Here is a 25340-nt window from a genome sequence, read left to right on the forward strand (position 1 = left end):
CGCCCTCTCGGCCCGGAGGCAGGTCACCGTGGGGAAGCGCCGGAGGGGAAACACGGGAGCAGAGTCCCGGCGGGCGATCGGACGGCCCGGGATCGCTTCAGCGGGTCAGGAACCCACCTCGGCGAAGATCTGGAAGAGGTTGCCCGACGTGTCGTGGACGTAGGCGAAGTCGGGCCCGTGAGCGTTGCCCACGACCTTGGAGACCACCGTGCCGCCGAGCGACTCGGCCTTCGCACAGGTGCCCGCCACGTCGGCCACCAGGACGGTGAAGACCGCGTGACCCGGCCGCTGCCCGCCGGTGCCGGAGAAGCCGCCCCGGGCCTGCCCGTCACCCGGGTAGCTGACGATCCGGTAATCCATCCCGCCGGCCGCGGAGTCCTCATCGGTCTCGAACCGCCAGCCGAACAGGTCGCCGTAGAAGCGCTGCGCGGCGTCCGGGTCGTCACTCGCCACCTCGAACCACGCCACGGTGTTGATCGCCGGCACGCTCATCGCCGCCTCCTCGCTGCTTCAGATGGTCCAAGCCGTTGGATCAAGCTTCGCGGCGGATGGCGACAACCCCCTGTCGGTGTTTCCGGCGGCGCCTTTCCCGGTTTGCGACCGGTCCGCTCAGTCCAGCACCGGATGGCGGGCGATCGCGCCGGACATGTCCGTGTCGAACTCCGAGAGTGGCCGGAGCGGTGCCCGCTGCTCGGTGAGCACCGCGTCCTCGATCCGGTCGAGCCGGAACACGCGAACGGCCTCCCTGAGCCTGCACCAGCCGACCAGATACCACGAGCCGGTGCCGCCGCCGACGAACATCCCCGGCTCGACCTCGCGGACGGTCACGGAGCCCGTCGCGTCGCCGTACCTGATCCGGACGACGACGCCCTTGAGCACGGCCTCCTCGATGACCCGGGCGACCGCCCCGGCCTGCTGCGGTACGTCGGCCCGCTGCGAGGACATCACCTGGACGCGGGTGGCCAGTTGCCGCGCCCGGTCTCCCTCGTGGCCGGGCATCGCGGCCACGAGCTTGCGCAACGCGCTCCGCGCGTCGTCCGCGAAGGGCTGCCCGTCGGCCCCGTTCAGCGCGATGGCGACGGCCACGGCCTCCGCGGGGGTGAAGTTGAGCGGGGGCAGCGACATGCTCTTCTCGAGCACGTAGCCTCCCTTGCGCCCCACCTCGGCGTAGACGGGGACCCCGGCCTGCTGCAGGGCCGCGATGTCCCGCTCGATGGTGCGCGAGCTCACCTCGAACCGGCGGGCGAGATCGCGTGCTGACCTGCAGCGTGGGGAGATCGCCCGCAGGTCTTCGACGATCGCATACAGCCGGTCGGTACGGTTCACAGGCGAGACGGTAGGCCACACCACCGACAATTACGGCGTTCGCGCGTCTACGGGACGCCGGAGCCCGCCCTCTCCCGCCCCGCCTCCGCGTGGGCGCCGTTCATCGCTGGATCTCGATGTAGTCCACGTTGGGGCCGCCGCCGGACGTCGTCGCGGTGGCCCTGATCGTGTTCGTCCCGGCGTTCAGGTTGACGGTCAGCGTCCTGGTCTGCCACGTGGTCCACGCCCCGGTGCCGTTGAATGCCACGCCCGCCGCCGCCGTCGTGCCGTTGACGGAGATGTCCATGGGCCGGCCGGTGGACGTGCCGTTGGCGTACCTCAGCCGGAGCGTCACGGGGCCCGCGGCCGCGGCGTTCACCGTCCACTGCACGTAGCTCCCCGCGGCGTTGTCGTAGTTCACGAAGCCGGTGCCGGAGAACCCGGCGTGGTTCGACTCGGCGACGCCGCGTGAGATGACGGCGTTCTCCGCCTCGTACCGCACGGTCCCCTGGTCACCCGTCGCCCACGGCACCTGCGGCGACCGGTAGAAGTCGATCCCCATGACCGTCCAGCGCGGGCCCTGGGCGCCGAGCCGCTGGCGGAAGGCGGCCCAGTTGTGCGTGGACCACGGGGACCAGCCGAGCTCGGCGATGGCCGGCAGCCGGGGGAAGGCCATCTTCTCGATGTGATCCTCGGTGACGACGGTCTCGGTCCACAGCGGCGCCTCGACGCCGAGCACGGCGCTCTCCGGGACGCCGCTGAGATACGTGCCGGGGTTCCACTCGTAGGCCGTCTGCACCTCGATGTAGCCCGCCCAGTTCTGTCCCGGCGTCGTCGACGAGGTGTACTTCATGTCGAGGTACGCCTTGTCGGCCGGGGACATCACGACCTTCGCGCCCTTCGACACGGCACCGCTGACCAGGGAGTCCGAGGTGGTCAGACCCCAGTACTGCGTCACGCGTCCCGGCGAGTGCTGCACCGCGGACGCGCCGATCTGGTGCCAGCCCATCACCGTCTTGCCGGTCGCGGCGACGAGTGGCTGCACCCGGTTCATGAAGGTCGCGTACTGGGACGCGGAGGTCGCGCTGGCCTCGTCTCCCCCGATGTGCAGGTACGGCCCGGGCGTCATCGCCGCGAGCTCGCCGAGCACGTTCTGTACGAAGGCGTAGGTCGTCTCCTTGGAGGTGCACAACGAGCTGAAGCCGACGTCCGTGCCGGTGTAGAGGGCGGGGGCCACGCCGTTGCAGTTCAGCTCGGCGTACGACGCGAGGGCCGCGTTGGTGTGCCCGGGCATGTCGATCTCGGGCACGATCGTGATCTGCCGTTGCGCGGCGTAGGCGACGATGTCCTGGTACTGGGCCTTGGTGTAGTACCCGCCCGCTCCACCGCCGACCTGGGTGCTGCCGCCGTACGTCGCGAGCCGGGGCCACGCGTCGACGACGATCCGCCAGCCCTGGTCGTCCGACAGGTGCAGGTGCAAATAATTGATCTTGTAGAGGGCGATCCTGTCGATGTACCGCTTGACCGTCGCCACCGGGTGGAAGTGCCGGGCGACGTCCAGCATGGTGCCCCGGTAGGCGAAGCGGGGGTAGTCCACGATCCGCCCACCGGGCACCGTCCAGGGACCGGGGCGCACCGTCGTGCTCTCGACCTCGGCGGGAAGCAACTGCCGGAGCGTCTGGACGCCGTTGAACAGGCCGGTGGCCGTCCGCGCGCGGATCACCACGGACGCCGACGTCACGTCGAGCTGGTAGCCCTGCTGCCCCACGGTCGCGTCCGCGCCGGTGAGCAGCAGTGAGATGCCGGCGGCCGGCGCGCCCGTCCCGGCGGCGGAGACCGGCAGCGGGTAGCCCGTCGAGGGCCGCAGGATCCCGGCCAGATAGCTCCCCACGTCGGCGGCCTGGGCGGAGCCCGCCTCGGTGAAGATGCCGGCCTCGGCGGGCAGCGTGTAGACCGTCCCGCTCGCAGGCTGCGCCGACACGGGTGCGGGCACCACGTCCCCGATGGTGGCGGCGCGAGCCGGCTCGGCGGTGGTCAGCACGGCGACCTCCGCCCCGGCGGTGAGGAGCGCGACCATGAGCGACAGCACGGCGAACCGGGCGCGCCGGGAGCCCCGCCCCGAGGCCCGATCGAGCGGTACGGCAGGCCTCATGGCGCCCTCCACGAGCCGGAATTAAATAATTAGTGAGCTTTACTTACAGCTGGGAGGGCGTCAAGGATCCGCCGAAGCCGGGAGGTTCTCAGACGCCGACGGCGTCCGCGAGGTCCGCGAGACGATCCGGCGAGGGCTCCGGATACCGCTCACGGGTGACGACGGCCGACACGATCCGGTCCAGGCGGAAGACCCGCACGTCGTCCCGCAGACGGCACCACGCCACCAGGTACCAGTGGCCTCCCCTGCCGCCGAGGCAGATGCTGGGCTCGACGTCCCTGGACGTCACCGCCCCCCGCCCGTCGCCGTACTCGATCCGCAGGATCCGCCGCCCGAGCAGCGCCTGGTCGATCGACCGCTTGACCGACTCCAGCTCCGAGATGACGTAACCGCCGGAATCCAGCCTGATGGGCACGCCCTCCTCGCGCAGCCGCGCGACGTCCCGGATGACCGTGCGCCTGCTCACCCCGAGGCGCGACGCCAGCTCACGGGCGGAGAGCCGGCCGCCGGCGCGGAGCTCCTCCACCAGGGCGTCGCGGCGGTCCATGATTCGAAGCTACGCCGACGAGCCCGGTGAAACCCCACGAAAACGTCTCACCCGGACGCCACACCACCATCACCTGGGACACCCCGGGCACCCTAGACGTCAGCCTGAGAGGTCAGCCTGCGACGTGCCGCTCCTCCCACGGCCGCGCGTTGACGACGCGGTCGGGGCCGATCCCGCAGAGCGCGGCTCTCTCGCAGCCGTTCCGCTGCCAGTCGAGCTGACCGGGAGCGTGCGCGTCAGAGTCGATGGAGAAGGAGCAGCCCATCTCGTAGGCGAGCCGCATCAGCCGCTTCGGCGGGTCGAGCCGGTCGGGCCGCGAATTGATCTCGACGGCCACGCCGAACCGCCTGCACGCCTCGAACACGATCTCCGCGTCGAACGCCGACTCGGGACGCAGCCCGCCCCGGCGTCCGCCGGCGCGCACGATCCTGCCCGTGCAGTGGCCGAGCACGTCGACGTGGGGGTTCGCGATGGCCGTCACCATCCGCCGGGTCATGTCGTCGGCGCCCATCTTCAGCTGCGAATGCACGCTCGCCACCACGACGTCGAGCCGTTCCAGCAGGGCGGGCTCCTGGTCGAGGGAGCCGTCGGGGTTGATGTCGACCTCGATGCCCGTGAGGATCCGGAACGCCGAGCCCTCGGCCGCGAAGCCGGCGTTTAGCTCCTCGACGACGCCGAGTTGCGTGCGCAGCCGGTCGGCGGACAGCCCGTTCGCGACCGTCAGCCGGGGCGAGTGGTCGGTGAGCGCCAGATAGTCGTGGCCGAGCGCCCGTGCCGCGGCCGCCATCTCCTCGATCGGCGAACCGCCGTCGGACCAGTCGGAGTGGCTGTGCAGGTCGCCCCTGAGCGCCGCCCGCAGCGCGAACGCCGCGTCGTCCAGGTCGACGTCCGCGGTGGCCTCCAGCCGCCGGAGGTAGGTGGGCACGTCGCCGTTCAGCGCCTCGGTCACGGCGAGGGCGGTGACCTTGCCGATGCCCTTGAGGTCGCCGAGGCCGCCGGTCCGCGCGAGCCGTACGAGCTCGTCATGCGGGAGGGCTCCGACGGTGGCGGCCGCGCCGCGGAACGCCCGGACGCGGAAGGTGGGCTCGCCCGCCCGTTCCAGGAGGAAGGCGATCCGCTTGAGGGCCTCGACCGGATCCACACCGGCACGCTACCCGAGTGCGGGCCGGGAGCGCGCGGCCGTTCCCGAGGGCGGCCGGGAACCAAACCCTCCCCTGTCCCGTTCGTCTGGCTGGCGCTATCGTTCGACCGATCTGCACAGATTCTCTACTGAGGGGAGCCCGATGAAGGAATCCGGGGAGAACCCTCCGCAGAAACCTGCCCCCGACGGCCCCGCCCCACAGGACGCCGCCCCCGAGGACGCCACTCCCAAGGACGAGCCCGCTCCCGACGACGCCGCCTCCGAGGAGCCCGCCTCCAAAGACGTCGCCGCCAAGGATGAGCCCGCTCCGGACGACGCCGCTTCCAACGACGCCACCCCCAAGGACGAGCCCGCCCCGGACGACGCCGCCTCCGAGGAGCCCGCCTCCAAAGACGTTCCGGACGACGCCGCTTCTAACGACGTCACCCCCAAGGACGAGCCCACCCCCGACGGCCCCGCCCCACAGGACGCCGCCACCGAGGACAAGTCCGCTCCCGACGACGCCGCCGCCAAGGACGAGGCCGGTCCCGAGGACGAGCGTCCGCGAGTGGACCACCCCCAGGCTCCGCCCCCCTACAAGCCGCCTCCGTACGAGCCTCCGCGCCAGCCCGCTCCCCCGTTCGCGGGGACGGCACCGCTCAGGCAACCGCGACCGCGCGGCATCAAGAAGTCGAGCGTGATCAAGCTCGGCATGATGGGCGGACTGTCCACCCTCGTCGTCGGATTCTGCGTCGCGCAGAACCGCTACGAAGAGGTGAACGCGGACTGCGTCGACACCTCCAGCCGGCAGGCCGACGGCTCGTACGCCGTGGTCAGCGACGACTACTGCGACGACGCGCGCTACCACGGCTCCCATGGCGCCTACGGGTGGTACTACGGCGGCACCCGCCTGGCCGGGCGGGTCCTGCACGGGACGACGATCAAGCCGTCCGGCTCGCAGATATCGACGCGGTCGGGACGGGTCATCCAGCGCGGCGGGTTCGGCTTCCACGTCGGCGGCGGCGGCTGATGCGCAGGGAGGCGTCACGGCCCAGGGACGACTGGGCCGCCACCGTCGAGTCGCAGGGGCTCGCGTTCCACCGGTCGGCCCACCCCGAAGGGCTGGCCAGGCCGTACTGGGACGAGGGCGTCCACTACGTCTTCACCATGGACGAGGTCCTCGAGCTCGAGGAGCAGGTGGAGGAGCTCCACCGGATGTGCCTCGCGGCCGCTGAGCACGTGGTCGCCGACGACCGGCTCGCCGACTTCGCCGTCCCGCCCGCGTGGCGCGCGGCCGTCGCGGAGTCCTGGCGCCGGCGTGACCCGCACGTCTTCGGCAGGTTCGACCTGCGCTACGACGGGACGGGGCCGGCCAAGCTGCTGGAGTACAACGCCGACACCCCGACCAGCCTGGTGGAGAGCTCCGTCGTCCAGTGGTTCTGGCTACAGGACGTCTTCCCCGAGGACGACCAGTGGAACTCCATCCACGAGCGGCTGATCGACCGGTGGAAGGCGCTGACGCTGCCGACGGGCCCGGTGCACTTCGCCTGGACGAACGCCGACGAGACGGGCGAGGAGGTGATGACGCTCGCCTACCTCCAGGAGACCGCCGAGCAGGCCGGGCTGGCCACGGTCGCGATCGCCATGGAGGACATCGGCTGGGACGCGCTCAACCGGCGTTTCGTCGACATGGAGCACCGGGTGATCCGCTCCCTGTGCAAGCTCTACCCCTGGGAGTGGATCGTCGCCGAGCCGTTCGGGCCGCACGCCATGGCCCAGCAGATCTCGATGGCCTGGGTCGAGCCCCTGTGGAAGATGTTGTTGTCGAACAAGGCGCTGCTGGCCGTCCTGTGGGAGCTGTACCCGGGCCACCCGAACCTGCTCCCCGCCTACCTCGACGGGCCACGCGACCTCGCCGCGGGCGCCGGGTACGTCCAGAAGCCGCTGCTCGGCCGCGAGGGCGCGTCCATGCGCGTCGTCACCCCCGGCCTCACAGTCGAGACCGACGGCGACTACGGCGCCGAGGGCTTCGTCTACCAGGAGTTCCTCGCTCTGCCCGACTTCTCCGGCTGGCGGCCGGTCCTCGGGGCCTGGGTGGTCGACGACGAGTCGGCCGGGCTGGGCATCCGCGAGACCTCCGGGCTGATCACCGATGACACCTCCTCCTTCGTCCCCCACCGCATCCACGGATGAAAGCGACCGCCTTCACGATGAATCCCGCACCCCCCACCACGTCGTTCGCCGAGGTCCTCGGCCACGGTTCGCTGGCGATCCTGGCGTACGCGATCCTCGGCGTGCTGCTGCTCATCGCCGGTTTCTACGTGATCGACCTGGCCACGCCCGGACGGCTGAGCAAGGTGATCCGCACGGAGCGCAACCCGAACGCGACCCTGCTCGCCTCCTCCAGCCTCGCGGCCGTCGGCCTCATCGTGGCGGCCTCGATCTGGTCGTCCGGAGGCGTCCTGCGCGAGGGGCTGCTCGCCACGCTCGTCTTCGGGCTGGTCGGCATCGTCGCGCAGACGCTCGGGATGGTGGTGTTCGACCGGATCGCCGGGATCTCCGTCCGCGAGCTCGTCCAGGAGCCCACCCTCCAGCCGGCCGCCTTCCTGCTGGCCGTCACGCACTTCGTGATCGGCCTCGTCACCGCCGTCGCGGTCATCTAGGACCCGTACGGATGACCGCCACGTCATGCCCTGCCGCGCCGAGTGCCGCAGCACCCCGGATGACCTGGCACGCTAGAGACGTGAGCGAGCGGGAGAGCAGGACGGCCGGCAGGTGCGCGGCGACGGGCACGTCGGTGCCCTCGCTCGCATGGACGGCCGGGGAGGCGGCATGAACGCGAAGGTCCAGGAGGACACGGCGCGACGGCTCGACCGTGCCATGGGCAGCCTGGGCACGGCCGCGATGGCCCGCATGGAGGAGCAGCTCGCCTGGTACCGCGCGCTGTCCGCGGAGGACCGGTCGTGGGTCGGCCTGGTCGCCCAGGCGGGCATCGCGGCGTTCGTCGAGTGGTTCGGCCACGCGGGCGAGGGACGGCCCACCCCGAGCATCGAGTTCTTCGGCACCGCGCCGCGCGAGCTCAAGCGCAGCGTGTCCCTCCAGCAGACCGTCGACCTCGTCCGCATCGTCGTGGAGGTCGTCGAGGCCCAGGTCGACGAGCTCGCCGCGCCCGGCGGGGCGGACGTGCTCCGCCACGCGATGCTCCGCTACACGCGCGACGTCGCCTTCGCCGCTGCGCAGGTGTACGCGCGGGAGGCTGAGGCGCGCGGCTCATGGGACGCCCGCCTCGAGGCGCTGATCGTCGACGCTCTGGTGCGCGGGCAGGTGGACGACGGCCTGCACTCCTGGGCCGCGGCGCTCGGCTGGACGTCCGCGCCCGTCATGGTCTTCGCGGGGCACGCGCCCGACGACGATCCGCAGAGCATCATCGACGGCCTGCGCGACAAGGGCCGCCGGGTGGGTCACGAACTGCTCGCCGGCGTGCAGGGCGACCGGCTGATCGTGATCGTCGGCGGCGCCGCGGGCGTCAAGGACGCGGCGCGCAGCGTCGTCCCGCGATTCGGCCCGGGTCCCATCGTGATCGGCCCGGAGGTGCCCGACCTGCACGCCGCCGCGAGCTCGGCGCGCGCCGCCATCGCGGGACTGCGAGCGGCCGCCGGGTGGCCGGACGCCCCGAGGCCGGTCCTGGCCGAGGACCTGCTGGCCGAGCGCGCCCTCGACGGCGACGAGGACGCCAGGGCCCAGCTTGTGGAGAACGTCTACAAACCTCTCGCGGGCACGCCGCTCCTGGACACTCTGGCGACCTATCTCGAGCAGGGCACCTCGCTGGAGGCCACCGCGCGGCTGCTGTTCGTCCACCCGAACACCGTGAGGTACCGGCTCAAGAAGATCACCGAGCTGACCGGATACCAGCCCACGGAGGGCAGATCCGCTTTCACGCTTCAGGTGGGGCTCATACTCGGCCGCCTGTCCGTAATGTAGCGAGGCCCCCGTTAACCGCAGCGCAACGGAAACTGTAGGTACCCCACAAACCGGCGGGTCCAAAGTTCGTTCGGATCTCCATCAGTGTGGCGAACCTCTACAGGGCAGGGTTGAGTACGTGCTCGTCATCGCCGCCCCGGGCCAGGGTGCCCAGACTCCGGGCTTCCTCGCTCCATGGCTTGAGATCCCCGAGTTCCGTGACCGTATCTCCGCCTGGTCCGAGATCGTCGGCCTTGACCTGATCGCGTACGGCACGACCGCGGACGCCGACGAAATTCGCGACACCGCCGTCGCGCAGCCGCTGCTCGTGGCCGCCGCCCTCGCCGCCTACGACGTGCTCGGCGTCACGCCGGACCTGGTCGCGGGACACAGCGTGGGCGAACTCGCCGCCGCCGCGATCGCGGGCGTGCTCACCCGCGAGGAGGCGTTCGGCCTCGTCCGGGAACGCGGCCAGGCGATGGCCAAGGCCGCGGCCGTGACCGAGACCGGCATGCTCGCCGTCCTCGGCGGCGCGGAGGACGAGGTGCTCGCCGCGATCGCCGGGCAGGGCCTCACCCCGGCCAACATCAACGGCGCGGGCCAGATCGTCGCCGGCGGCACACTCGAGCAGCTCGACGCGTTCAAGGCCGACCCTCCGGCCAAGGCCCGTCTGATTCCCCTTTCGGTCGCGGGCGCGTTCCACACGGTCCACATGTCCCCGGCCGTCGATCAGCTCCGCCAGGCCGCTGCCGGCATCAAGCCCGGCGACCCGGCGGTCAAACTCCTGTCCAACTCCGACGGCGCCCTCGTCGCCGCCGGTTCGGACTTCGTCGACCGCCTGGTCAAGCAGGTCGCCAACCCGGTCCGATGGGACGCCTGCATGGCGACCATGGCGGCCGAGGGCGTCACCGCGATGATCGAACTGCTGCCCGGCGGCACCCTGACCGGCCTCGCACGCCGCGGCCTGCCCGGTGTGAAGACCGTCGCACTCAAGACTCCCGACAATCTCGACGCCGCCCGAGAGGTGATCAAGTGAGGCTCAGCCAAGGTTCACCCGGCGCGAGGATCCTCGCGTTCGGCGGCTACCAGCCGGCCGATGTCGTGACCAACGACGATCTCGCGCAGCGGATCGAGACCAGCGACGAGTGGATCCAGAGCCGGGTCGGCATCAAGGAGCGCCGCATCGCGGGCCCGCAGGAGTCGGAGATCGACCTCGCGGTCCAGGCCGGCGGAAAGGCGCTCGCCGCGAGCGGCCTGTCCAGCAGCGACATCGACCTCGTCATCGTGGCGAGCTGCACCCTCGAGGCGCAGATCCCGAACGCGGCCGGCCGGGTCGCGCACCGGCTCGGCATCGAGGCGCCGGGCGCCTTCGACGTCAACGCCGCGTGCGCCGGCTTCTGCTACGGGCTCGCCGCCGCCAACGACGCCGTGCGGGCGGGGTCCGCCACGAACGTCCTGGTCATCGGCACCGAGAAGCTCAGCCAGTGGGTCGACTGGAACGACCGCACCACTGCGGTCATCTTCGCCGACGGCGCGGGCGCCGCGGTCGTCGGCCCGTCGGACACGCCCCGCATCGGCCCGGTGGCCTGGGGCAGCGCCGGCGACAAGTCGGACGCGATCATGGTCAAGGACCGCAACTCCTTCCTCCAGCAGGAGGGCCAGACCGTCTTCCGCTGGGCCACCACGGCACTCCACCCGGTCGCCAAGGCCGCGTGCGAGCGTGCGGGGGTCGACCCCGCCGAGCTCGCCGCGTTCGTCCCCCACCAGGCCAACCTGCGCATCGTCGAGGCCATCGCCCGCAAGCTCGGAGCCGACAACGCGGTCATCGCCAGGGACATCGTCCTGGCGGGCAACACCTCGGCCGCGTCGATCCCACTCGCGATGTCCCGCATGATCGAGCGCGGCGAGGTGCCTTCGGGCGGGCTCGCCCTGCTGCTCGGCTTCGGCGCGGGGCTCACCTACGCCTCCCAGGTGATCGAGCTCCCGTAAATGCTTTGTACGGCTTGCCGTACAAGATCCAGATAATCCATGAATTCAAGGAGAACCACCGACATGGCACTGACCGAGCAGGAGATCCTGGCGGGCCTCGGCAAGATCGTCAACGAGATCACCGGAATCCCGGCGTCCGAGGTCACCCCGGAGAAGAGCTTCGTGGACGACCTCGACATCGACTCGCTCTCCATGGTCGAGATCGCCGTCGCCGCGCAGGACGAGTTCGGCGTCGAGATCCCCGACGACCAGCTCAAGCACCTGAAGACCGTCAAGGACGTCATCAACTTCATCCAGGCCTAGCCGGTCGGCGCGGGCCCGGCGAACGTGCCGGACCCGCACGTTTCACCCAATCCATACAGAGGAGTGCAGAGACGTGAGTAATGACCGGGTAGTGGTCGTCACCGGGATCGGCGCGACGACGCCCGTCGGTGGGGACGCCGCCTCTTCCTGGTCGGCGCTCCTCGACGGGCGGTCGGGAGTCCGCGCGCTTACAGAGGACTGGATCGACTCCGTGCCGGTGAAGTTCGCCGGCGTGGCGGCGGTCGACCCCGGGGACGTGCTCCCCAGGCCTGAGGCGAGGCGGCTCGACCGCGCCGAGCAGTTCGCGCTGATCGCGGCCCGCGAGGCGTGGCAGGACGCCGGCAAGCCGGAGGTCGATCCGACGCGGCTGGGCGTCGCCGTCGGAAGCGGCATCGGCGGCATCACGACGATCCTCAACGCCTACGACCTGTTCAAGGAGAAGGGCTGGAACCGGCTCTCGCCGTTCACCGTGCCCATGCTCATGCCGAACGGCTCCGCCGGATGGATCAGCATCGAGATCGGTGCGCGGGCGGGCACCCACTCGCCGGTCAGCGCCTGCGCCACCGGCGCGGAGGGCATCGCCTACGGCGTTCAGATGATCAAGGACGGCCGGGCCGACGTGGTGGTCGCGGGCGGCACGGAAGCCGCCATCCACCCGCTCAACGTCGCCTCCTTCGCGGCGATGCGGGCCATGTCGACCCGCAACGACGAACCGGCACGCGCGTCGCGGCCGTTCGACAAGGGGCGTGACGGCTTCGTCCTCGGCGAGGGCGCGGGCATCGTCGTGCTCGAGTCCGAGGAGCACGCGCGCGCTCGCGGCGCCAAGATCTACGCGGTGGCCGCCGGGGCCGGATACTCCTCCGACGCCCACCACATCGCCCAGCCCGAGCCCACGGGCGCGGGCATCCAGACCGCCATGCGGCGGGCGCTGGAGGCCGCCGGGCTGACCGGCGCCGACATCGTCCACGTCAACGCCCACGCGACCTCCACCCCTGCCGGCGACGTCGTCGAGACGATCGCCATCAAGGATTCGGTCGGCACCCACCCGCTGGTGACCTCGACCAAGTCGATGACCGGTCACCTCCTGGGCGGAGCGGGCGGAATCGAGTCGGTCTTCACCATCCTCGCGCTGAACGAGCGCGTCGTTCCCCCGACCATCAACGTCGACGACCTGGACGACGGCATCGAGGTGGACATCGTCCGCGCCGAGCCGCGCAAGCTGCCCGGCGGGCAGATCGCCGCGGTCAACAACTCGTTCGGGTTCGGCGGGCACAACGTAGCCGTGGTCTTCACCTCTGTTTGAGCGAGGAGTCTCGTATGACTGTGCTCGACGACGGGACGGTGACCGGGGATTCCGAACAGGAGCCTGTCGATCCCCGCGACCCCGGGGCGCGCCTCGGCCACCTTCTGGACGAGGGCTCCATCCGGTTGATCTCCCCTGAGGACAAGAGCGGCGTGCTGGCCGTCACCGGCCGCGTCGAGGGCGTCCCCGTCGTCGCCTTCTGCAGCGACGCCCGCGTCCAGGGCGGCGCGATGGGCGCCGAGGGGTGCGAGCACATCATCCACGCCTACGACGTGGCCGTACGCGAACGGGTCCCCGTCATCGGCGTGTGGCACTCCGGCGGCGCCCGGCTCGCCGAGGGTGTCGAGTCGCTGCACTCGGTGGGCCGCGTGTTCGCCGCGATGACGAAGGCCTCCGGGGTCGTCCCCCAGATCTCCGTCGTCGTCGGCCCGGCGGCGGGGGGCGCGGCCTACGGCCCCGCCCTGACCGACATCGTGATCCTCGCCGACAACGGCCGCATCTTCGTGACGGGGCCCGACGTCGTCCGCAGCGTCACCGGTGAGCAGATCGACATGGCGGGGCTCGGCGGGCCCGAGCCGCACAGCAAACGCAGCGGCGTCGTCCACGTGATCACGCAGACCGAGGCGGAGGCGCTGCTCAAGGCGCGCCAGCTCGCCACCCTGCTCGGCCACCAGGGCCGGGTCCGCGGAGAGATCGACGAGGTCGACTTCAGCACGCTGCTCCCGGACAACCCGCGCCGCGCCTACGACGTGCACCCGCTCGTCAACGGCCTGCTCGACGAGCCGGGCGTGGAGTTGCACCCGAAGTGGGCGCCGAACATCGTCACCACGCTCGGCCGTCTCGGCGGGCGCACGGTCGGCGTCGTCGCCAACAACCCGCTGCGGCTCGGTGGATGCCTCGACTCCACCTCGGCCGAGAAGGCCGCTCGGTTCGTCCGGATGTGTGATGCGTTCGGGGTGCCGCTGGTCGTACTGGTCGACGTGCCCGGCTACCTGCCCGGCGTCGGCCAGGAGCACGAAGGTGTCGTTCGCCGCGGCGCCAAGCTGCTGCACGCCTTCGCCGAGGCGTCGGTCCCGCGGGTCACGCTCGTCACCCGCAAGGCGTACGGCGGCGCCTACATCGCGATGAACTCCCGGTCGCTCGGCGCGACCCGGGTCTTCGGCTGGCCCACCACCCAGGTGGCGGTCATGGGCGCGGTGGCGGCCGTACGGGTCCTCAAGCGGCGCGAACTCGCGGCGGTCTCCGAGGAGGAGCGTCCCGCGTTGGAGGCCCGGCTGGCCGAGGAGCACGAGAAGGTCGCCGGTGGTCTCCAGCGGGCCATCGATCTCGGCGTCATCGACGAGGTGCTCGAGCCGTCCAAGACGCGCGGGGCGATCGCCCGGGTCATCGCGCAGGCGACCCCGGCGCGCGGCGCCCATGGCAACATCCCGCTCTGATCCGGCGGCGGGTCCGGCGATGAGCTTTCGCTGATCCGAGTGCCGTTCGACGCCGAAGGCGCCGGTCCCGTGGGGGGCCGGCGCCTTCGGCGTCGTCGGACGTCGTCCGGCGGGGTGTCCCCCGCCGGACCGGGTCAGTCGGTGATCACACGGCGGCGTGCAGCCAGCGGACCGGCGCGCCCTCACCCGCGTAGCGGAACGACTCGAGCTCCTCGTCCCACTGCTTGCCGAGCAGGCGGTCGAGCTCGTCCTCGAGTACGGCACGGCCCTGGGTGGCCATCAGCATGACATTCCGCAGGCGATCCTCCGGGATGAGGATGTCGCCGTTCGCGCCCACCACGGCCGTGAAGGCGCCGAGCGACGGCGTGTAGGCGTTCCGAGAGCCGTCCACGCCCGGAGAGGCGTCCTCGGTGACCTCGAAGCGGATGCGCTGCCAGCCCATGAACGAGGACGTGATCGCGGCGGCCGTGCCAGGACGGCCCTCCCACTCCGCCTGCGCCCGTAAGGTGCCCGGCGCGGCGGGCTGAGCTGTCCACGTCAGGTCGACGGGTACGCCAATAACGCCTGCGACCGCCCACTCGATGTGCGGGCACAACGCAGGCTGAGCCGAGTGGACGTACAGGACGCCACGAGCAGCAGCCACCGGACCTCCCAAATCCCATGAGGTGCGCCTTCCCCAACGGCCTCATAGTTTGGGATGATCACAAGTTTCAAACGTAAGAGAGACTACCGTCCGTCGTGGCCCGGCACCAGAGGGAGGTCATAGCGAATCAGGCTTGTTAACGCTCCGGATCGGGAAAGCCGCCTATCGTGATCGACTCGTGACTCTCCCGCGAAGGACGTCCGGATGCGCGCCGCGCTGGTAGAACACCTCCCCGACCGGCCCGCGCTCATCCGGCCCGGCGAACTCCTCACCTCGTCGCCGGCCGCCGCCGCCCGCTGGGCCGACGACGCCGCCCCCGCCGGTCCCCTCCACCATGTACGGCTGTCGCCCGGCGTGGACGTGCTCGACCTCACCGCCACGTTGCGTGACAGGGGCCACGTCGCGTCGCCCAACCACCTCCTCGTCGGGCAACCGCTGTACTTCGGCGGTCCGGGCAGCAGGCCCACGCCCGCGGCCGCCGTGCCGTACGAGAAGGGTGAGCCCTGCGACGTCACCGTCGGCGTCCTGGACACGGGCCTGGCACCCCATCCGTGGCTGCTCGACTGGTATCGGGACGACATCGCCGAGACGCCGGACGCCGACGGGGACGGCGCGCTCGACGAGCAGGCCGGGCACGGCACGTTCGTCGCCGGGCTGATCCTCCGGCAGGCTCCGGGCGTGCGCCTGCGCGCCCTGCGCCTGCTGGACAGTCACGGCGTCGGCGACGAGGCCGCCCTGCTGCGCGCGCTGGCCCGGCTTCGGCACGACCGGGTCGACGTGCTCAACCTCTCCTTCGGCGGTCACACCTTCGACGACCGGCCGCCCGTGGGCCTGGAGGACGCGCTGGACGTCTTCCCCGCAGCCGTCGCCTGCGCGGGCAACACGGGGTCCTCACGGCCTTTCTGGCCCGCCGCGCTTCCCGACGTGCTCGCGGTGGGCGCCCTCGACGGGGACGCCCGGGCGGACTTCTCCGGGCACGGCCCGTGGGTGGACGCCTGCGCCGAGGGCGTCGGCCTGACGAGCAGCTTCGTCGAGCACTCCGGCTTCCACGGCTACGCCGCCTGGAGCGGCACGTCGTTCGCGACCGCGGTCGTCGCGGGGGCCGTCGCCCGCCTGTGCCGGGACATGCCGCCCCGGGACGCCGTACGGCGCGTGCTCGAGGGCGGCCGGCGAATTCCGGATCTCGGGGTCATGGTCACTCAGGATCGGTAGTGTGCTCACGCAGCGTTCCCCCCTCGATGCGCGAAGTGACGTCCATGACCGTAGAAGAGCCCCTCGCCCGCCTCGACCAGGCCGCGTGGGAAGACCTCGTCGCCCGCTTCGGCGGCCGGATGTGGGCGGTCGCCCGTGCCCTCGGGCTGGGCCCCGCCGACGCCGCCGACGCGGTTCAGGGAGCCTGGTTGCGGATGGTCGAGAACCTCGACGCGATCCGCGATCCCGAGCGGATCGGCGCGTGGCTCGTCACCACCACCCGGCACGAGGCCCTGCGGCTGAGCCGCCGGCGCCGGGGAGAGGTGGCGGCGGGCCACGAGTTGCCCGACGCCGTCCTGCCCGATCCGGCGGCGGCGGTCGTCGACGCGGACTTCGGCCGGCACGCCTGGCAGCGGCTCGAGTCCCTCGGCGAGCCCTGCCGTTCGCTTCTGCGCCTGTCCGTGCTCCGGCCGGAGGCCACGTACGCCCAGATCGCGATCCGTCTCGACATATCGCCAGGCAGCATCGGCCCCACCCGGGCACGCTGCATGTCGCGGCTGCGCGGCCTGCTCGAGGAGTCCGCATGAGGGACGAGTACCTGCTCGCCGCGCTGCGGCTGGCCGCCGGCGCCGACCCGGTGCCCGGCCGCGTCGGCGCCGACGCCCGCGCGGCCTTCCACCTGCGCCTGCCCGGAGGCGTCGTCGCGGCGCCCGTCGAGGTCCGCGGACCGGCGGGCGCCAGGTCCGGCGATGGGACGCGGGGAGCGCCGGAGGACGACGGCCCGGGGATGCACCGGTTCTCGGTGGCCGGGCTCACCATCGATGTGGAGGCCGTCATAGCCGACGGCATCCTGGAGGTGGCCGGGCAGGTGTCCCCCGCTCCCGGCCCCGGCGCCGCCTGGCAGGCCGAGATCCGCACGTCGCACGTCAGCAAGACGCGCGACCTGTCGGAGAACGGCCGGTTCGCCGTGGGGGGCCTGCCCACGGGCTGGGTCAGCGTGGTCTGCCACCGTCCCGGCGAGCCGCCGGTGTCCACCCGGTGGCTGCACGTCCGCTCGTGACGCGTCCCGAGCCCGCCGCTGAGCGCGTGCCGCCGCAGGAGACGCCACACCGCCCGGAGACACCACAGAAGACGCCACACCGCGCGGAGACGTCGGGGCGGGCGGAGACGCCGGAGCGGGCGGCCGCCCTCGTGGCGCGTGCGGAGGCCGCCGTCCTGCTCTCCGGCACCGACCCCCGCGTCGCGCTGGCGGAGGCGAGAGCCGTACTGGCGGAGACTGCGGGCGGGCCGTGCCCCGAGGCGCTCTCGGTCGCGCTGCGCGCGTCGGCTCTGGCGACGAGGGAGCTTGGCGACCTCACTCTGGCCGAGGAGCGGCTCCAGCAGGCGATCGCTGCCGGGGAGGGGCTGCCGCGACGCGTGGCACAGGCCCGGATGTCCCTGGTGACCGTTCGCGCCCAGCTCGGGGATCCCGAAGGCGGGCTGCGCCTGGCCGACCTGGCGGAGCGCGACCTCACGGGGAGCGATCTGGCGCGACTCGGCGTGCAGCGCTCGGTGGCGCTCATCCTTCTCGGACGCCATGGGGAGGCCGTCCGCCACTGCGACGACGCTATCGAGTCGCTGGACGGCGATCCCAAGTTCCAGGCGGGCGGCCTGCTCAACCGGGGTCTGGCGCACACCTTCCTCGAGGAGTACGGCGCGGCGGAGGCCGACCTGTCGGCGTGCGCGAGTCTGGCCAGGCGGGCCGGCCTGGACCATGTGGCCATGCTGGCCGAGGGGAACCTCCCCTTCGTCGCCGCCCGGCGGGGGGACATCCCCGCGTCCTTCGAGAGGTACCACGCCGCCGAGTCGGCGTTGTCCGGCTATCCCGAGCGCCTCGCGGCGATGCGTACCGACTACGCGGAGGCGCTGCTGGCGGCACGCCTGCCCGGCGAGGCGCGTGCCGTCGTCGAACGGGCCGTGCCCGACCTGGAGGCGGCGGGAGCGCACGCGGCGCTTCCCGAGGCCCGGCTCCTGCTCGCCCGGGCGGAACTGCTCACCGGCGACGGCCACCGGGCCGCCGCGACGGCCGGAACCGCGCTCGCCGAGCTCGCCGGGCAGGGACGGTCGTCATGGGCGTCCCTGGCCGAGGAGGTCCTGCTGCGGGCCCGGGTCCTCCAGGAGGAGCCGGGTCACGACCTGCTGGCCGACCTCCTCACGTGCGCCGGGCGCCTGGCCGTCTCCGGGTGGACCGGCGACTCCCACGCGCTGCGGCTCACGGCCGCCGGCCTGGCCTGCCGGCTCGGCGACCTCGGGACCGCGCGGGAGCAGCTCGCGCTCCTGGCCGGATCCCCCGCCAAGACCGTGATCAGGCAGCACGCCGCGGCGATGCTCCTGCACCTCGACGGCGACCGCTCCGGCGCCCTCGAGGCCGCGGCGGCGGGACTCGCCGCGGTCGCGTCCCAGGCCGACAGCGGGACGGCAGGCGTCACCACAGCGGGCACAGGGGCATCCGGCGTCGGCACGGCCGGAGCCGGCGCACCCGGCGGCCACGACACGGCCGAGCACACGACCCGGCAGCAGGCGGCCGGGGTGCAGACGGCCGGGGTGCACGCGGCCCGGGTGCACGCCGCCCGTCCGGCGGAGGATCTCGCCGCGTTCGGCCTGCGGACGGCGCTCGGCGGCGGCGATCCCTGGACCGTCCTCACCTGGGCGGAGCGATGGCGGGCGATCGTCAGAGGCACACCGCCTCCCGCCGCCTTCACCCGCCCTCCTGTGGCCGATGGCACCCTCGTTGAGCTGGTACGGGACGAGGACGATCTCTGGGGGATCGCCGTCGGCTCACGGGGCTGCGCGTTGCATTCGCTCGGGTCCTACACCGCCGCGGTGGAGGCGACCGTCCGGATCAGGTACTGCCTGCGCCGCCGCAACCTGCGGGACGCCGAGGCCGCGGGCGGGCTGGACCACGAGCTGGAATCACTCGGCCGGCGGCTGCTCGGGCCCGTCGACCTGGGCGGCGGTCCGGTGCTCGTCGTCCCCACGGGATCGCTGTGCACGCTGCCGTGGCCGCTCCTTCCGTGCCTTCGCGGGCGGGCGGTGTCCGTGGCGGCCGAGGGCGCCTCCTGGCTCGCCGCGGACCGGCCGTCCGGCCCGCGAGAGCCGTACGGCGTGCCTGTGGTCGTCGCGCTGGCCGGGCCCGGGCTGGCCCACGCCGGGCCGGAGGCGGAGATGGTCGTCCGGACGCATCCGGGGGCCGAGCGGGCCGCCGGGACGAGGGCCGGGATGCTCGCGGCGCTGGAGCGGGCCGACGTGCTCCACGTGGCCGCGCACGGCATGTTCTCCCCGCGCAGCCCGATGTCGTCGCGGATCACCCTGGAGGACGGCCCCCTCATGGCGTACGAGCTGCGGCGGCTCCGGGCCGTCCCGCGACTGGTGGTCCTCTCCGCGTGCGACGCGGGCATGGCGCACGCGCCGGTGGACGGCGCCGTGCTCGGCCTGGCAGGGGCCTTCCTCGATCGCGGCGCAGCCTGCGTGGTCGCCGGGGTCGCCCCGGTGCGCGACGACGAGGCCTCGGCCCTCATGACGGTCTTCCACGCCTTCCTCGCCGACGGCCGCGCCCCGGCGGAGGCGCTGGGCGCGGCGGCCGCGAAGACCGGAGTCGGCGGCTTCGTGTGCTTCGGCGCGGGAGACGAGCGAGTGGACGGGACGCCGGAGCGGCCGGACCGAGGCTGAGGGCCTGAGGCGGAGGGCCTGAGGACGAGTCAGCCCGTGGCGACGGGCCGCGTGGGGTCGGCCACCCAGTTGGACCACGAACCGGCGTAGAGGGCGGCCGTGATGCCCGCCACCTCCAGCGCGAGGACCTCATGGGCGGCGGTGACGCCCGACCCGCAGTAGGCGCCCACCTGGACGCCGTCGACGACGCCCAGTGTGTTGAACCGCTCGCGCAGGAAACCCCGCGACCGGAACCGGCCGCCGGGCTCGACGTTCTGCGCCGTGGGGGCGCTGATCGCTCCGGGGATGTGGCCGGCCACCGGGTCGATGGGCTCGACCTCGCCCCGGTAACGCTCGCCGGCCCTCGCGTCGAGCAGGACCCCGCTGTCCGCGAGCGCGGCGGCCTGGTCCGCGTCGAGCAGCGGCATACCGCCGGGGACCGCCTCGAAGTCGCCGGGCGGCACGTCGGCGCGGTCCTTCACTACGGGCAGCCCGGCCCTGGCCCACGCCCGCAGGCCCCCGTCGAGCACGCGGACGTCGCCGTGGCCGTAGTAGCGCAGCGTCCACCACGCGCGGGCGGCGGCCGTGGAGTCCGCGTCGTCGTAGACCACGACCGCTCGGGCCCCGGACACGCCGAGGCGGCGCATGGCGGCCTGGAAGGCGCCGGCGGCCGGCAGCGGGTGGCGTCCGCCGGGCCCGGCCGGGGCGGCGAGGTCGGCGTCGAGGTCGCAGAAGACGGCGCCCGGGATGTGCCCCTCCGCGTAGGAATCGGCCCCGGGAGGACCGCCGAGCCTCCACCGCACGTCGAGAATGGCGACGTCGTGGAGCGCGGACAGCTCCTCCGGAGTGATCAGTGGGCTCATCGGAAACCTCCTGACGCGATGCGCCTCGTCATTGTGCCTGCTGCCCCGGGCCGAGATCCCTGCGCGGCCGTCATCGGCGGATCCCAAGCAGGGGAACGGTCTGCTCGGCCGTCGTCAGCGAACCGTGGTAGCCGACGAGCGACGATTCGAGCGGTTCGGCGCGCGAGGCGACGATCACGCAGTCGCCGTACGGCACCGCCATGACGTCGCCGATCCGGCCGAGCCACTCCTTCCGCACCGTGCGCCCGAACCAGCCCTCGGCGACGGCCTCCTCGCGCGAGACCACCCAGGCGCGGCCGTGGAAGACCGTGCGCCACGTCTCGAGGACGGCGGCCGCCGCGCCGGGAGCGGTGTAGACGTGACGGGCGCGGGCGTCGCCGCCCAGCATGACGACGCCCTCCTGGAGCACGGGCGACTCGTCCACGTCGACCTTGTCGACGGCGTTGATCATGCCGTGGTCGGCCGTCACGTACAGGGCCGACCCCGGCGGCATCCCCTCGGCGATCCGCTCCGCCATGCGGTCGACGATCGCCAGTTGTTCCAGCCACTGGGCGCTGCCCCACCCGGTCATGTGGCCCATGGCGTCGAGGTCGCCGTAGTAGACGACCACGTAGGAGCTCTCCGCCAGGGCCCGCCGCACGCCCTCGACCCGTTCGTCGACGGTCTCGGCGGCGTGATAGCGCACGCCCCGGTAGACCGCCCGGGTCAGCCCGGTGCCGTCGAAGGCCCCAGGGGCGACGTAGACGGGCCGGATCCCGTTGGCGTGCATCCGCTGGTAGACGGTGTCGGCCGGCTGCCAGACGTCGGGGTCGACGGGCAGGCCGGGAGCCGTCCAGCGCAGGCAGTTCAGCATCCGCCCCTCACCCGGGATCGCCATGGAGATGCCGATCATCCCGTGCTCGCCCGGCGGGGTGCCGGTGCCGAGCGTGGCCAGGCTCGTCGGGGTCGACGACGGGAAGCCCGCGGTGAGCGTCCGGCGCAGATGCGCGGACAGGAACGGCGCCGCGCCGGGATGGGCGGCGAGAAGCTCCGCCCCGAGCCCGTCGACGAGGAACAGGCACACCCGTTCGGCGGGTTCGAGGCCGAGGACGTTGGTGGTGGGCATCCCCAGGGAGGCGAGCAGGGACTCCGGCAGGTCCGCGAGCGAGGCCGTGCCGTACGCCGGTACGACGGGCACGGCCGGCGGCGTCTCGGACGCCGTAATGGGCCGCGGGCCGGAAATCCCCGACTCGGTCACATCGCCTCCAGGCTCAGTAGGGACGGATCATCCGGTGGCGGCGCGGGCGGTGGCCTCCGAGAGCGCCTTGGCGAACGCCAGGACGTGGACGACCGCCTCGGGGCCGTCGGCCGCCTCGCTCACCCGGAGGGACAGGTCGTCGGCCGTGATCGCGCCGGTGTAGCCGTGATCGGCCTCGCAGTTCTCGTCTCCGCAGGTCGCGGGTTCGAGATCGAGATGAGAGATGGCGCCCCACCCGATGGTGAGCGTGACCTCGCTCGGGGCGACCCCCGGCACGTAGGACGCCGGGTCGGGGACGACCCTGGTCACCGCGACCGACTGGATCCGGCTGAGCCGCACCGCCTCTGTGGTGGTGGAGGCGTGCGAGGCGGGCATGCCCTCGGCGGGAGGGTGTTCGTCGGTGTGGCAGACGAGCAGCCTGGTGGGCGAGAGCACCAGGACGGTGACGTGCCTGCGGACTTCCATCGCCGGGTCGAACGTGGCCTCGTGATGCACGACGTACGCCGTGACCTGCTCCTTGCCGAGCGCGGAGTCCACGGCGTCAGCCACCAGGTCGGGGTAGTAGCCGCTGCGGTCGATGGCCTCGCGCATGCCCGCGGCGGAGACTCGGGTTTCCCTCATAGGTCCATCCTGCCCTGTAAGGGACACCGGTTTCACACCCGAGCGGCTCCGCCGCCTCAGCCCAGGCGGCGGGGACCCCCGTCCGGACGGAGAGCGGACGCCGGCCGCAGCACCGCGCGGGCGCCGAGGACCGTCACCCCGGAGGGGCCGACCAGGACCGGGTCGAGCTCCATCCTGACCACCTCGGGCAGCGCGTCGGCCAGCAGCCCCACCCGGACGAGCAGGTCCCCGAGCGCCTCCACGTCCACCGGCGGGTAGCCGTACTGGCCGAAGAGGAGCGGCGCGGTCCGGACGGAGCGGACCAGGCCTTCGGCGTCCTCCGCAGTCAGTGGGGCGAGGCGGTATTCGCGGTCACCGAGGAGCCGCGCGGCGACCTCGGCCAGCCCGAAGGACACCACCCCGCCGAAGAGGCCGTCCTGGACCACCCCGACGACTGTCGGCACCGCCGGTTGCGGGGCCATGCGCTGGACGGCGAGGGTCGCTCCGGGCCCGAGCAGGGCGGCCAGGCCGGTGTAGGCCTGCCGGACGCCGGACGGCTCGCCGAGGCCGAGCCGGACGGTTCCCGCCCGCTGGGCGGCGTCGGGGCCGGTGGCCTTGACCACGACCGGCCAGCCGGCCCGCTCGGCCGCCTCGACGGCTTCGTCGGCCGAGGCGACCTCCTCCGCCGGCCACACCTCCACGCCGTAGCGGGCCAGCAGTGCCGTGGCGTCGATCTCCCGGTCCCGGCCGTCCTCGCCGACGGCGGCGGCGACGAGTTCCCGGGCTCCCGCGGTGTCGATGCCGCCGAGTTCGGGGACCGTGCCCGCGGGCCGTTCGCGCCAGCGGGCGTGCCGTACGACATGGGCGAGGGCTCGGACGGCCTCCTCCGGCGCGGGATAGGAGGGGATCGACCCCTTTCCCGGGGCCGCGGGCGCGCCAGCGGCGTCCTGGGGTGAAACGGGGGTGCGGAGGGCGACCGGCATGCCCATCTCGCCCTGGAAGGTGGCCAGCACCGGCTTGCCCGACTCCCGGGCCACCTTCAGCAGCGCGGCGGCGATCTCGCCGGATCCGCCGGGGATCGGCGGCATGTAGACGGCCACGGCCGCGTCCACCGTGGGGAGGACCTCCGTCAACGCCCCGGCGAACTCGGCGGCCCGGGCCTGCGCGCCCAGGTTCACCGGTGGAGCGGGCTCCAGCCCGGCGGCGACGCAGGCCTCGACGGCGAGCAGGGCCAGGGCGTCGGAGTTGCTCACCACGCCGACCCGGGGACCCGCGGGAAGCGGCTGGTAGGCCAATAACTGGGCGACGTCGAACAGCTGGGTGAGGTCGTCGACGCGGATCACCCCGGCCTCTTCGAACAGGGAGCTCAGCGCCGTGTCCGGCAGGCCGAGGTCGGGAGCGGCGTGACCTCCCGGGACCCCGCGGCTCTTGACGACGACGATCGGCTTGCTCCGTGAGATCCGGCGGGCCAGGCGAGTGAACTTGCGCGGATTTCCCAGGGACTCGAGGTAGAGCAGGATCACGTCGGTGTCGGGGTCCTCCTCCCAGTACTGGAGGAGGTCGTTACCCGAGACGTCGGCGCGGTTGCCCGCGGACACGAAGGTCGAGATCCCCATGCCCCGCTGGGCCACCCTCTGCAGCAGGGCCGTGCCGAGCGCCCCCGACTGGCTGAAGAACCCGACCCGCCCGCGGCCGGGGAGGGTCTCCGCCAGGGTCGCGTTGAGCCGTACCGCGGGGTCGGTGTTGGCGATGCCGAGGCAGTTGGGGCCGACCACGCGCAGGCCGTACGCCCGGGAGATGCTGACGAGCTCCTCCTGGCGGGACCGGCCGTCGTCGCCGGTCTCACCGAAGCCCGACGAGACCACGACGAGACCCTTGACGCCCTTCTCCGCGCACTCCCTGACCACGTCGAGCACGGCCTCGGCGGGCACGGCCAGGACGGCCAGGTCGACGTCGCCGTCGATCGCGGAGACGCTCTTGTACGCCCGGACGCCCGCGACGGCGCGCGCGTGCCTGTGCACGGGGTACACCGGGCCGGAGAAGTCGGCGCCGAGCAGGTTGCGCAGGACCGCCTGCCCGATGCCGCCGGGTTCCCTGCTGGCCCCGATGACCGCGACCGAACCGGGCGTCAGCAGGCGTTCGATGGACCTGGCCTCGGAGCGGTGCTCGCGGGCCAGTCTGACCTCGAGCGCGGTCTCCGTGGTCGCCAGGTCGAGCGTCATGCGGACGACGCCGTCCTCGAACTGGCTCTGCGCCGTGTAACCGGCCTGCCGGAGCAGGCCCGTCATCCGGTGGTTGCCCGGCAGGATGTCGGCGATGAACGTCCTGATCCCGCGTTCCCTCGCCGCGGCCCTGAGGTGCTCCATCAGGATCGACGCCATTCCCCTGCCCTGATGGCGGTCCTCGACGAGGAAGGCGACCTCGGCGTGGTCCCTGGGCTCGACCCGGTCGTACCGTACGACCGCGACCATCTCGGTGCCGATCGTGGCGATGAGGGCGACGCGGTCGTCGTAGTCGACGTTGGTGAACCAGGCGACCTCCCGGTCGGTGAGCCGCGGCCGCGGGCCGAAGAACCGGAAGAAGATCGACTGCTCGGACAGCCGGGAGTAGAAGGAGCGCAGCACGTCGGCGTCGTCCGGCCTGATCGGGCGCAGGTGTGCCGTGCCCCCGTCGGAAAGGACGACGTCCGCCTCCCAGTGGGCGGGGTAATGAGGTCGCACGAACGAGAGGCTAGCGTTGTCCGGCTTGCTGTTGATTGAGGTGTTTCTTACTTTTACGAAACCCCGGTGTGACACTGCTTACGCACGGCCGGGATCGTAGCGAAAGACGACAACTCTCCAGCTGGTGAGTTGGGCAACGCTTGTGCATCGACTGCGCTCCGGTGTCCGCTCTCTGCCCCACGGCACCCCCGGAAACTGTTAGGTTTCTTCGCGTCAGCCTCACAGCACGGAGAGGACGCCGCCCCTCCACAGGCAGCGGCGGACTCACCTCCACAGCAGTCGGC

The 25340-nt window shown here is 72.5% G+C and carries 23 protein-coding genes; 13 read left to right on the forward strand and 10 right to left on the reverse strand.

What is annotated here, in order from left to right; translation table 11 throughout:
• Positions 1 to 105: 105 nt before the first annotated feature.
• From Pph01_RS21320 to Pph01_RS21340, 5 genes are all read right to left on the reverse strand, one after another.
• The gene (locus Pph01_RS21320) at positions 106 to 492 is read right to left on the reverse strand and encodes a VOC family protein (RefSeq protein ID WP_204074896.1); all 387 of its coding nucleotides are present in this window, start codon (positions 490 to 492) and stop codon (positions 106 to 108) included.
• A 117-nt stretch (positions 493 to 609) separates the two neighbouring features.
• The gene (locus tag Pph01_RS21325; RefSeq protein ID WP_204074897.1) at positions 610 to 1326 is read right to left on the reverse strand and encodes a helix-turn-helix transcriptional regulator; all 717 of its coding nucleotides are present in this window, start codon (positions 1324 to 1326) and stop codon (positions 610 to 612) included.
• 100 nt (positions 1327 to 1426) lie between these two features.
• The gene (locus tag Pph01_RS21330) at positions 1427 to 3457 is read right to left on the reverse strand and encodes a family 20 glycosylhydrolase (protein WP_275412855.1); all 2031 of its coding nucleotides are present in this window, start codon (positions 3455 to 3457) and stop codon (positions 1427 to 1429) included.
• Positions 3458 to 3545: 88 nt separating this feature from the next.
• Positions 3546 to 4004, reverse strand: coding sequence for a helix-turn-helix transcriptional regulator (locus Pph01_RS21335; protein ID WP_204074898.1), 459 nt, complete (start codon positions 4002 to 4004; stop codon positions 3546 to 3548).
• Positions 4005 to 4116: 112 nt separating this feature from the next.
• Positions 4117 to 5145 (reverse strand): PHP domain-containing protein, encoded by a 1029-nt coding sequence (locus tag Pph01_RS21340; protein ID WP_204074899.1) that lies wholly within the window; start codon positions 5143 to 5145, stop codon positions 4117 to 4119.
• 142 nt (positions 5146 to 5287) lie between these two features.
• On the opposite strand from Pph01_RS21340, the gene Pph01_RS21345 reads away from it, so the two are divergent.
• The 9 genes from Pph01_RS21345 (at position 5288) to Pph01_RS21385 (ending at position 14115) form a co-directional block, all read left to right on the forward strand.
• On the forward strand, positions 5288 to 6154 hold the full coding sequence (locus Pph01_RS21345) for a hypothetical protein (protein ID WP_204074900.1): 867 nt from the start codon (positions 5288 to 5290) through the stop codon (positions 6152 to 6154).
• On the forward strand, positions 6154 to 7317 hold the full coding sequence (locus Pph01_RS21350; protein WP_204074901.1) for a glutathionylspermidine synthase family protein: 1164 nt from the start codon (positions 6154 to 6156) through the stop codon (positions 7315 to 7317). The genes Pph01_RS21345 and Pph01_RS21350 overlap by 1 nt, the downstream gene beginning before the upstream one ends.
• Positions 7314 to 7787: a DUF350 domain-containing protein gene (locus Pph01_RS21355; protein ID WP_239116893.1), complete on the forward strand. Its 474-nt coding sequence runs from the start codon at positions 7314 to 7316 to the stop codon at positions 7785 to 7787. The genes Pph01_RS21350 and Pph01_RS21355 overlap by 4 nt, the downstream gene beginning before the upstream one ends.
• A 148-nt stretch (positions 7788 to 7935) precedes the next feature.
• Positions 7936 to 9105, forward strand: coding sequence for a PucR family transcriptional regulator (locus Pph01_RS21360; protein WP_239116894.1), 1170 nt, complete (start codon positions 7936 to 7938; stop codon positions 9103 to 9105).
• 118 nt (positions 9106 to 9223) lie between these two features.
• Positions 9224 to 10120 carry an ACP S-malonyltransferase gene (locus Pph01_RS21365; protein WP_204074902.1) on the forward strand — a complete coding sequence of 299 codons (897 nt, stop codon included), beginning with the start codon at positions 9224 to 9226 and terminating at the stop codon, positions 10118 to 10120.
• Entirely contained in the window at positions 10117 to 11073 is a 957-nt protein-coding gene (locus tag Pph01_RS21370) for a beta-ketoacyl-ACP synthase III (protein WP_204074903.1), read from the forward strand. The genes Pph01_RS21365 and Pph01_RS21370 overlap by 4 nt, the downstream gene beginning before the upstream one ends.
• Positions 11074 to 11136: 63 nt before the next feature.
• Entirely contained in the window at positions 11137 to 11376 is a 240-nt protein-coding gene (locus tag Pph01_RS21375; RefSeq protein ID WP_204074904.1) for an acyl carrier protein, read from the forward strand.
• Between the two features lie 73 nt (positions 11377 to 11449).
• Complete coding sequence (fabF, locus tag Pph01_RS21380; RefSeq protein WP_204074905.1) at positions 11450 to 12679, forward strand: beta-ketoacyl-ACP synthase II; 1230 nt, start codon at positions 11450 to 11452, stop codon at positions 12677 to 12679.
• Positions 12680 to 12693: 14 nt separating this feature from the next.
• Entirely contained in the window at positions 12694 to 14115 is a 1422-nt protein-coding gene (locus Pph01_RS21385) for an acyl-CoA carboxylase subunit beta (RefSeq protein WP_204074906.1), read from the forward strand.
• 145 nt (positions 14116 to 14260) lie between these two features.
• On the opposite strand, the gene Pph01_RS21390 is transcribed toward Pph01_RS21385, so the two are convergent.
• A complete protein-coding gene (locus Pph01_RS21390) occupies positions 14261 to 14758 on the reverse strand; it encodes a DUF3145 domain-containing protein (RefSeq protein ID WP_239116895.1) in 498 nt (165 codons plus the stop codon).
• 204 nt (positions 14759 to 14962) lie between these two features.
• Here Pph01_RS21390 and Pph01_RS21395 point away from each other — a divergent pair, with 204 nt between their 5' ends.
• Genes Pph01_RS21395 through Pph01_RS21410 form a run of 4 tightly spaced genes read left to right on the forward strand, consistent with a single transcriptional unit; the run spans position 14963 to position 19657 of the window.
• On the forward strand, positions 14963 to 15970 hold the full coding sequence (locus tag Pph01_RS21395; protein ID WP_204074907.1) for a S8 family peptidase: 1008 nt from the start codon (positions 14963 to 14965) through the stop codon (positions 15968 to 15970).
• A gap of 44 nt (positions 15971 to 16014) precedes the next feature.
• Positions 16015 to 16536, forward strand: a complete 522-nt coding sequence (locus Pph01_RS21400) for an RNA polymerase sigma factor (RefSeq protein WP_204074908.1) — start codon at positions 16015 to 16017, stop codon at positions 16534 to 16536.
• Entirely contained in the window at positions 16533 to 17009 is a 477-nt protein-coding gene (locus Pph01_RS21405) for a hypothetical protein (protein ID WP_204074909.1), read from the forward strand. Before Pph01_RS21400 ends, Pph01_RS21405 begins: the two co-directional genes overlap by 4 nt.
• Complete coding sequence (locus Pph01_RS21410) at positions 16988 to 19657, forward strand: CHAT domain-containing protein (protein WP_204074910.1); 2670 nt, start codon at positions 16988 to 16990, stop codon at positions 19655 to 19657. The genes Pph01_RS21405 and Pph01_RS21410 overlap by 22 nt, the downstream gene beginning before the upstream one ends.
• Before the next feature lie 29 nt (positions 19658 to 19686).
• Here the strand turns inward: Pph01_RS21410 and Pph01_RS21415 are convergent, their stop codons facing one another.
• The 4 genes from Pph01_RS21415 to Pph01_RS21430 all read right to left on the reverse strand — a co-directional run bounded on the left by Pph01_RS21415 (position 19687) and on the right by Pph01_RS21430 (position 25056).
• Complete coding sequence (locus Pph01_RS21415; protein WP_204074911.1) at positions 19687 to 20499, reverse strand: sulfurtransferase; 813 nt, start codon at positions 20497 to 20499, stop codon at positions 19687 to 19689.
• A gap of 70 nt (positions 20500 to 20569) precedes the next feature.
• A complete protein-coding gene (locus tag Pph01_RS21420; protein WP_239116896.1) occupies positions 20570 to 21676 on the reverse strand; it encodes an alkaline phosphatase family protein in 1107 nt (368 codons plus the stop codon).
• Between the two features lie 87 nt (positions 21677 to 21763).
• Positions 21764 to 22357: a DUF5998 family protein gene (locus Pph01_RS21425; RefSeq protein ID WP_204074912.1), complete on the reverse strand. Its 594-nt coding sequence runs from the start codon at positions 22355 to 22357 to the stop codon at positions 21764 to 21766.
• Positions 22358 to 22413: 56 nt separating this feature from the next.
• On the reverse strand, positions 22414 to 25056 hold the full coding sequence (locus Pph01_RS21430) for a bifunctional acetate--CoA ligase family protein/GNAT family N-acetyltransferase (RefSeq protein WP_204074913.1): 2643 nt from the start codon (positions 25054 to 25056) through the stop codon (positions 22414 to 22416).
• Positions 25057 to 25340 lie beyond the last annotated feature (284 nt).

This window comes from Planotetraspora phitsanulokensis, from assembly GCF_016863295.1.
In the GTDB taxonomy this organism is placed as follows: domain Bacteria; phylum Actinomycetota; class Actinomycetes; order Streptosporangiales; family Streptosporangiaceae; genus Planotetraspora; species Planotetraspora phitsanulokensis.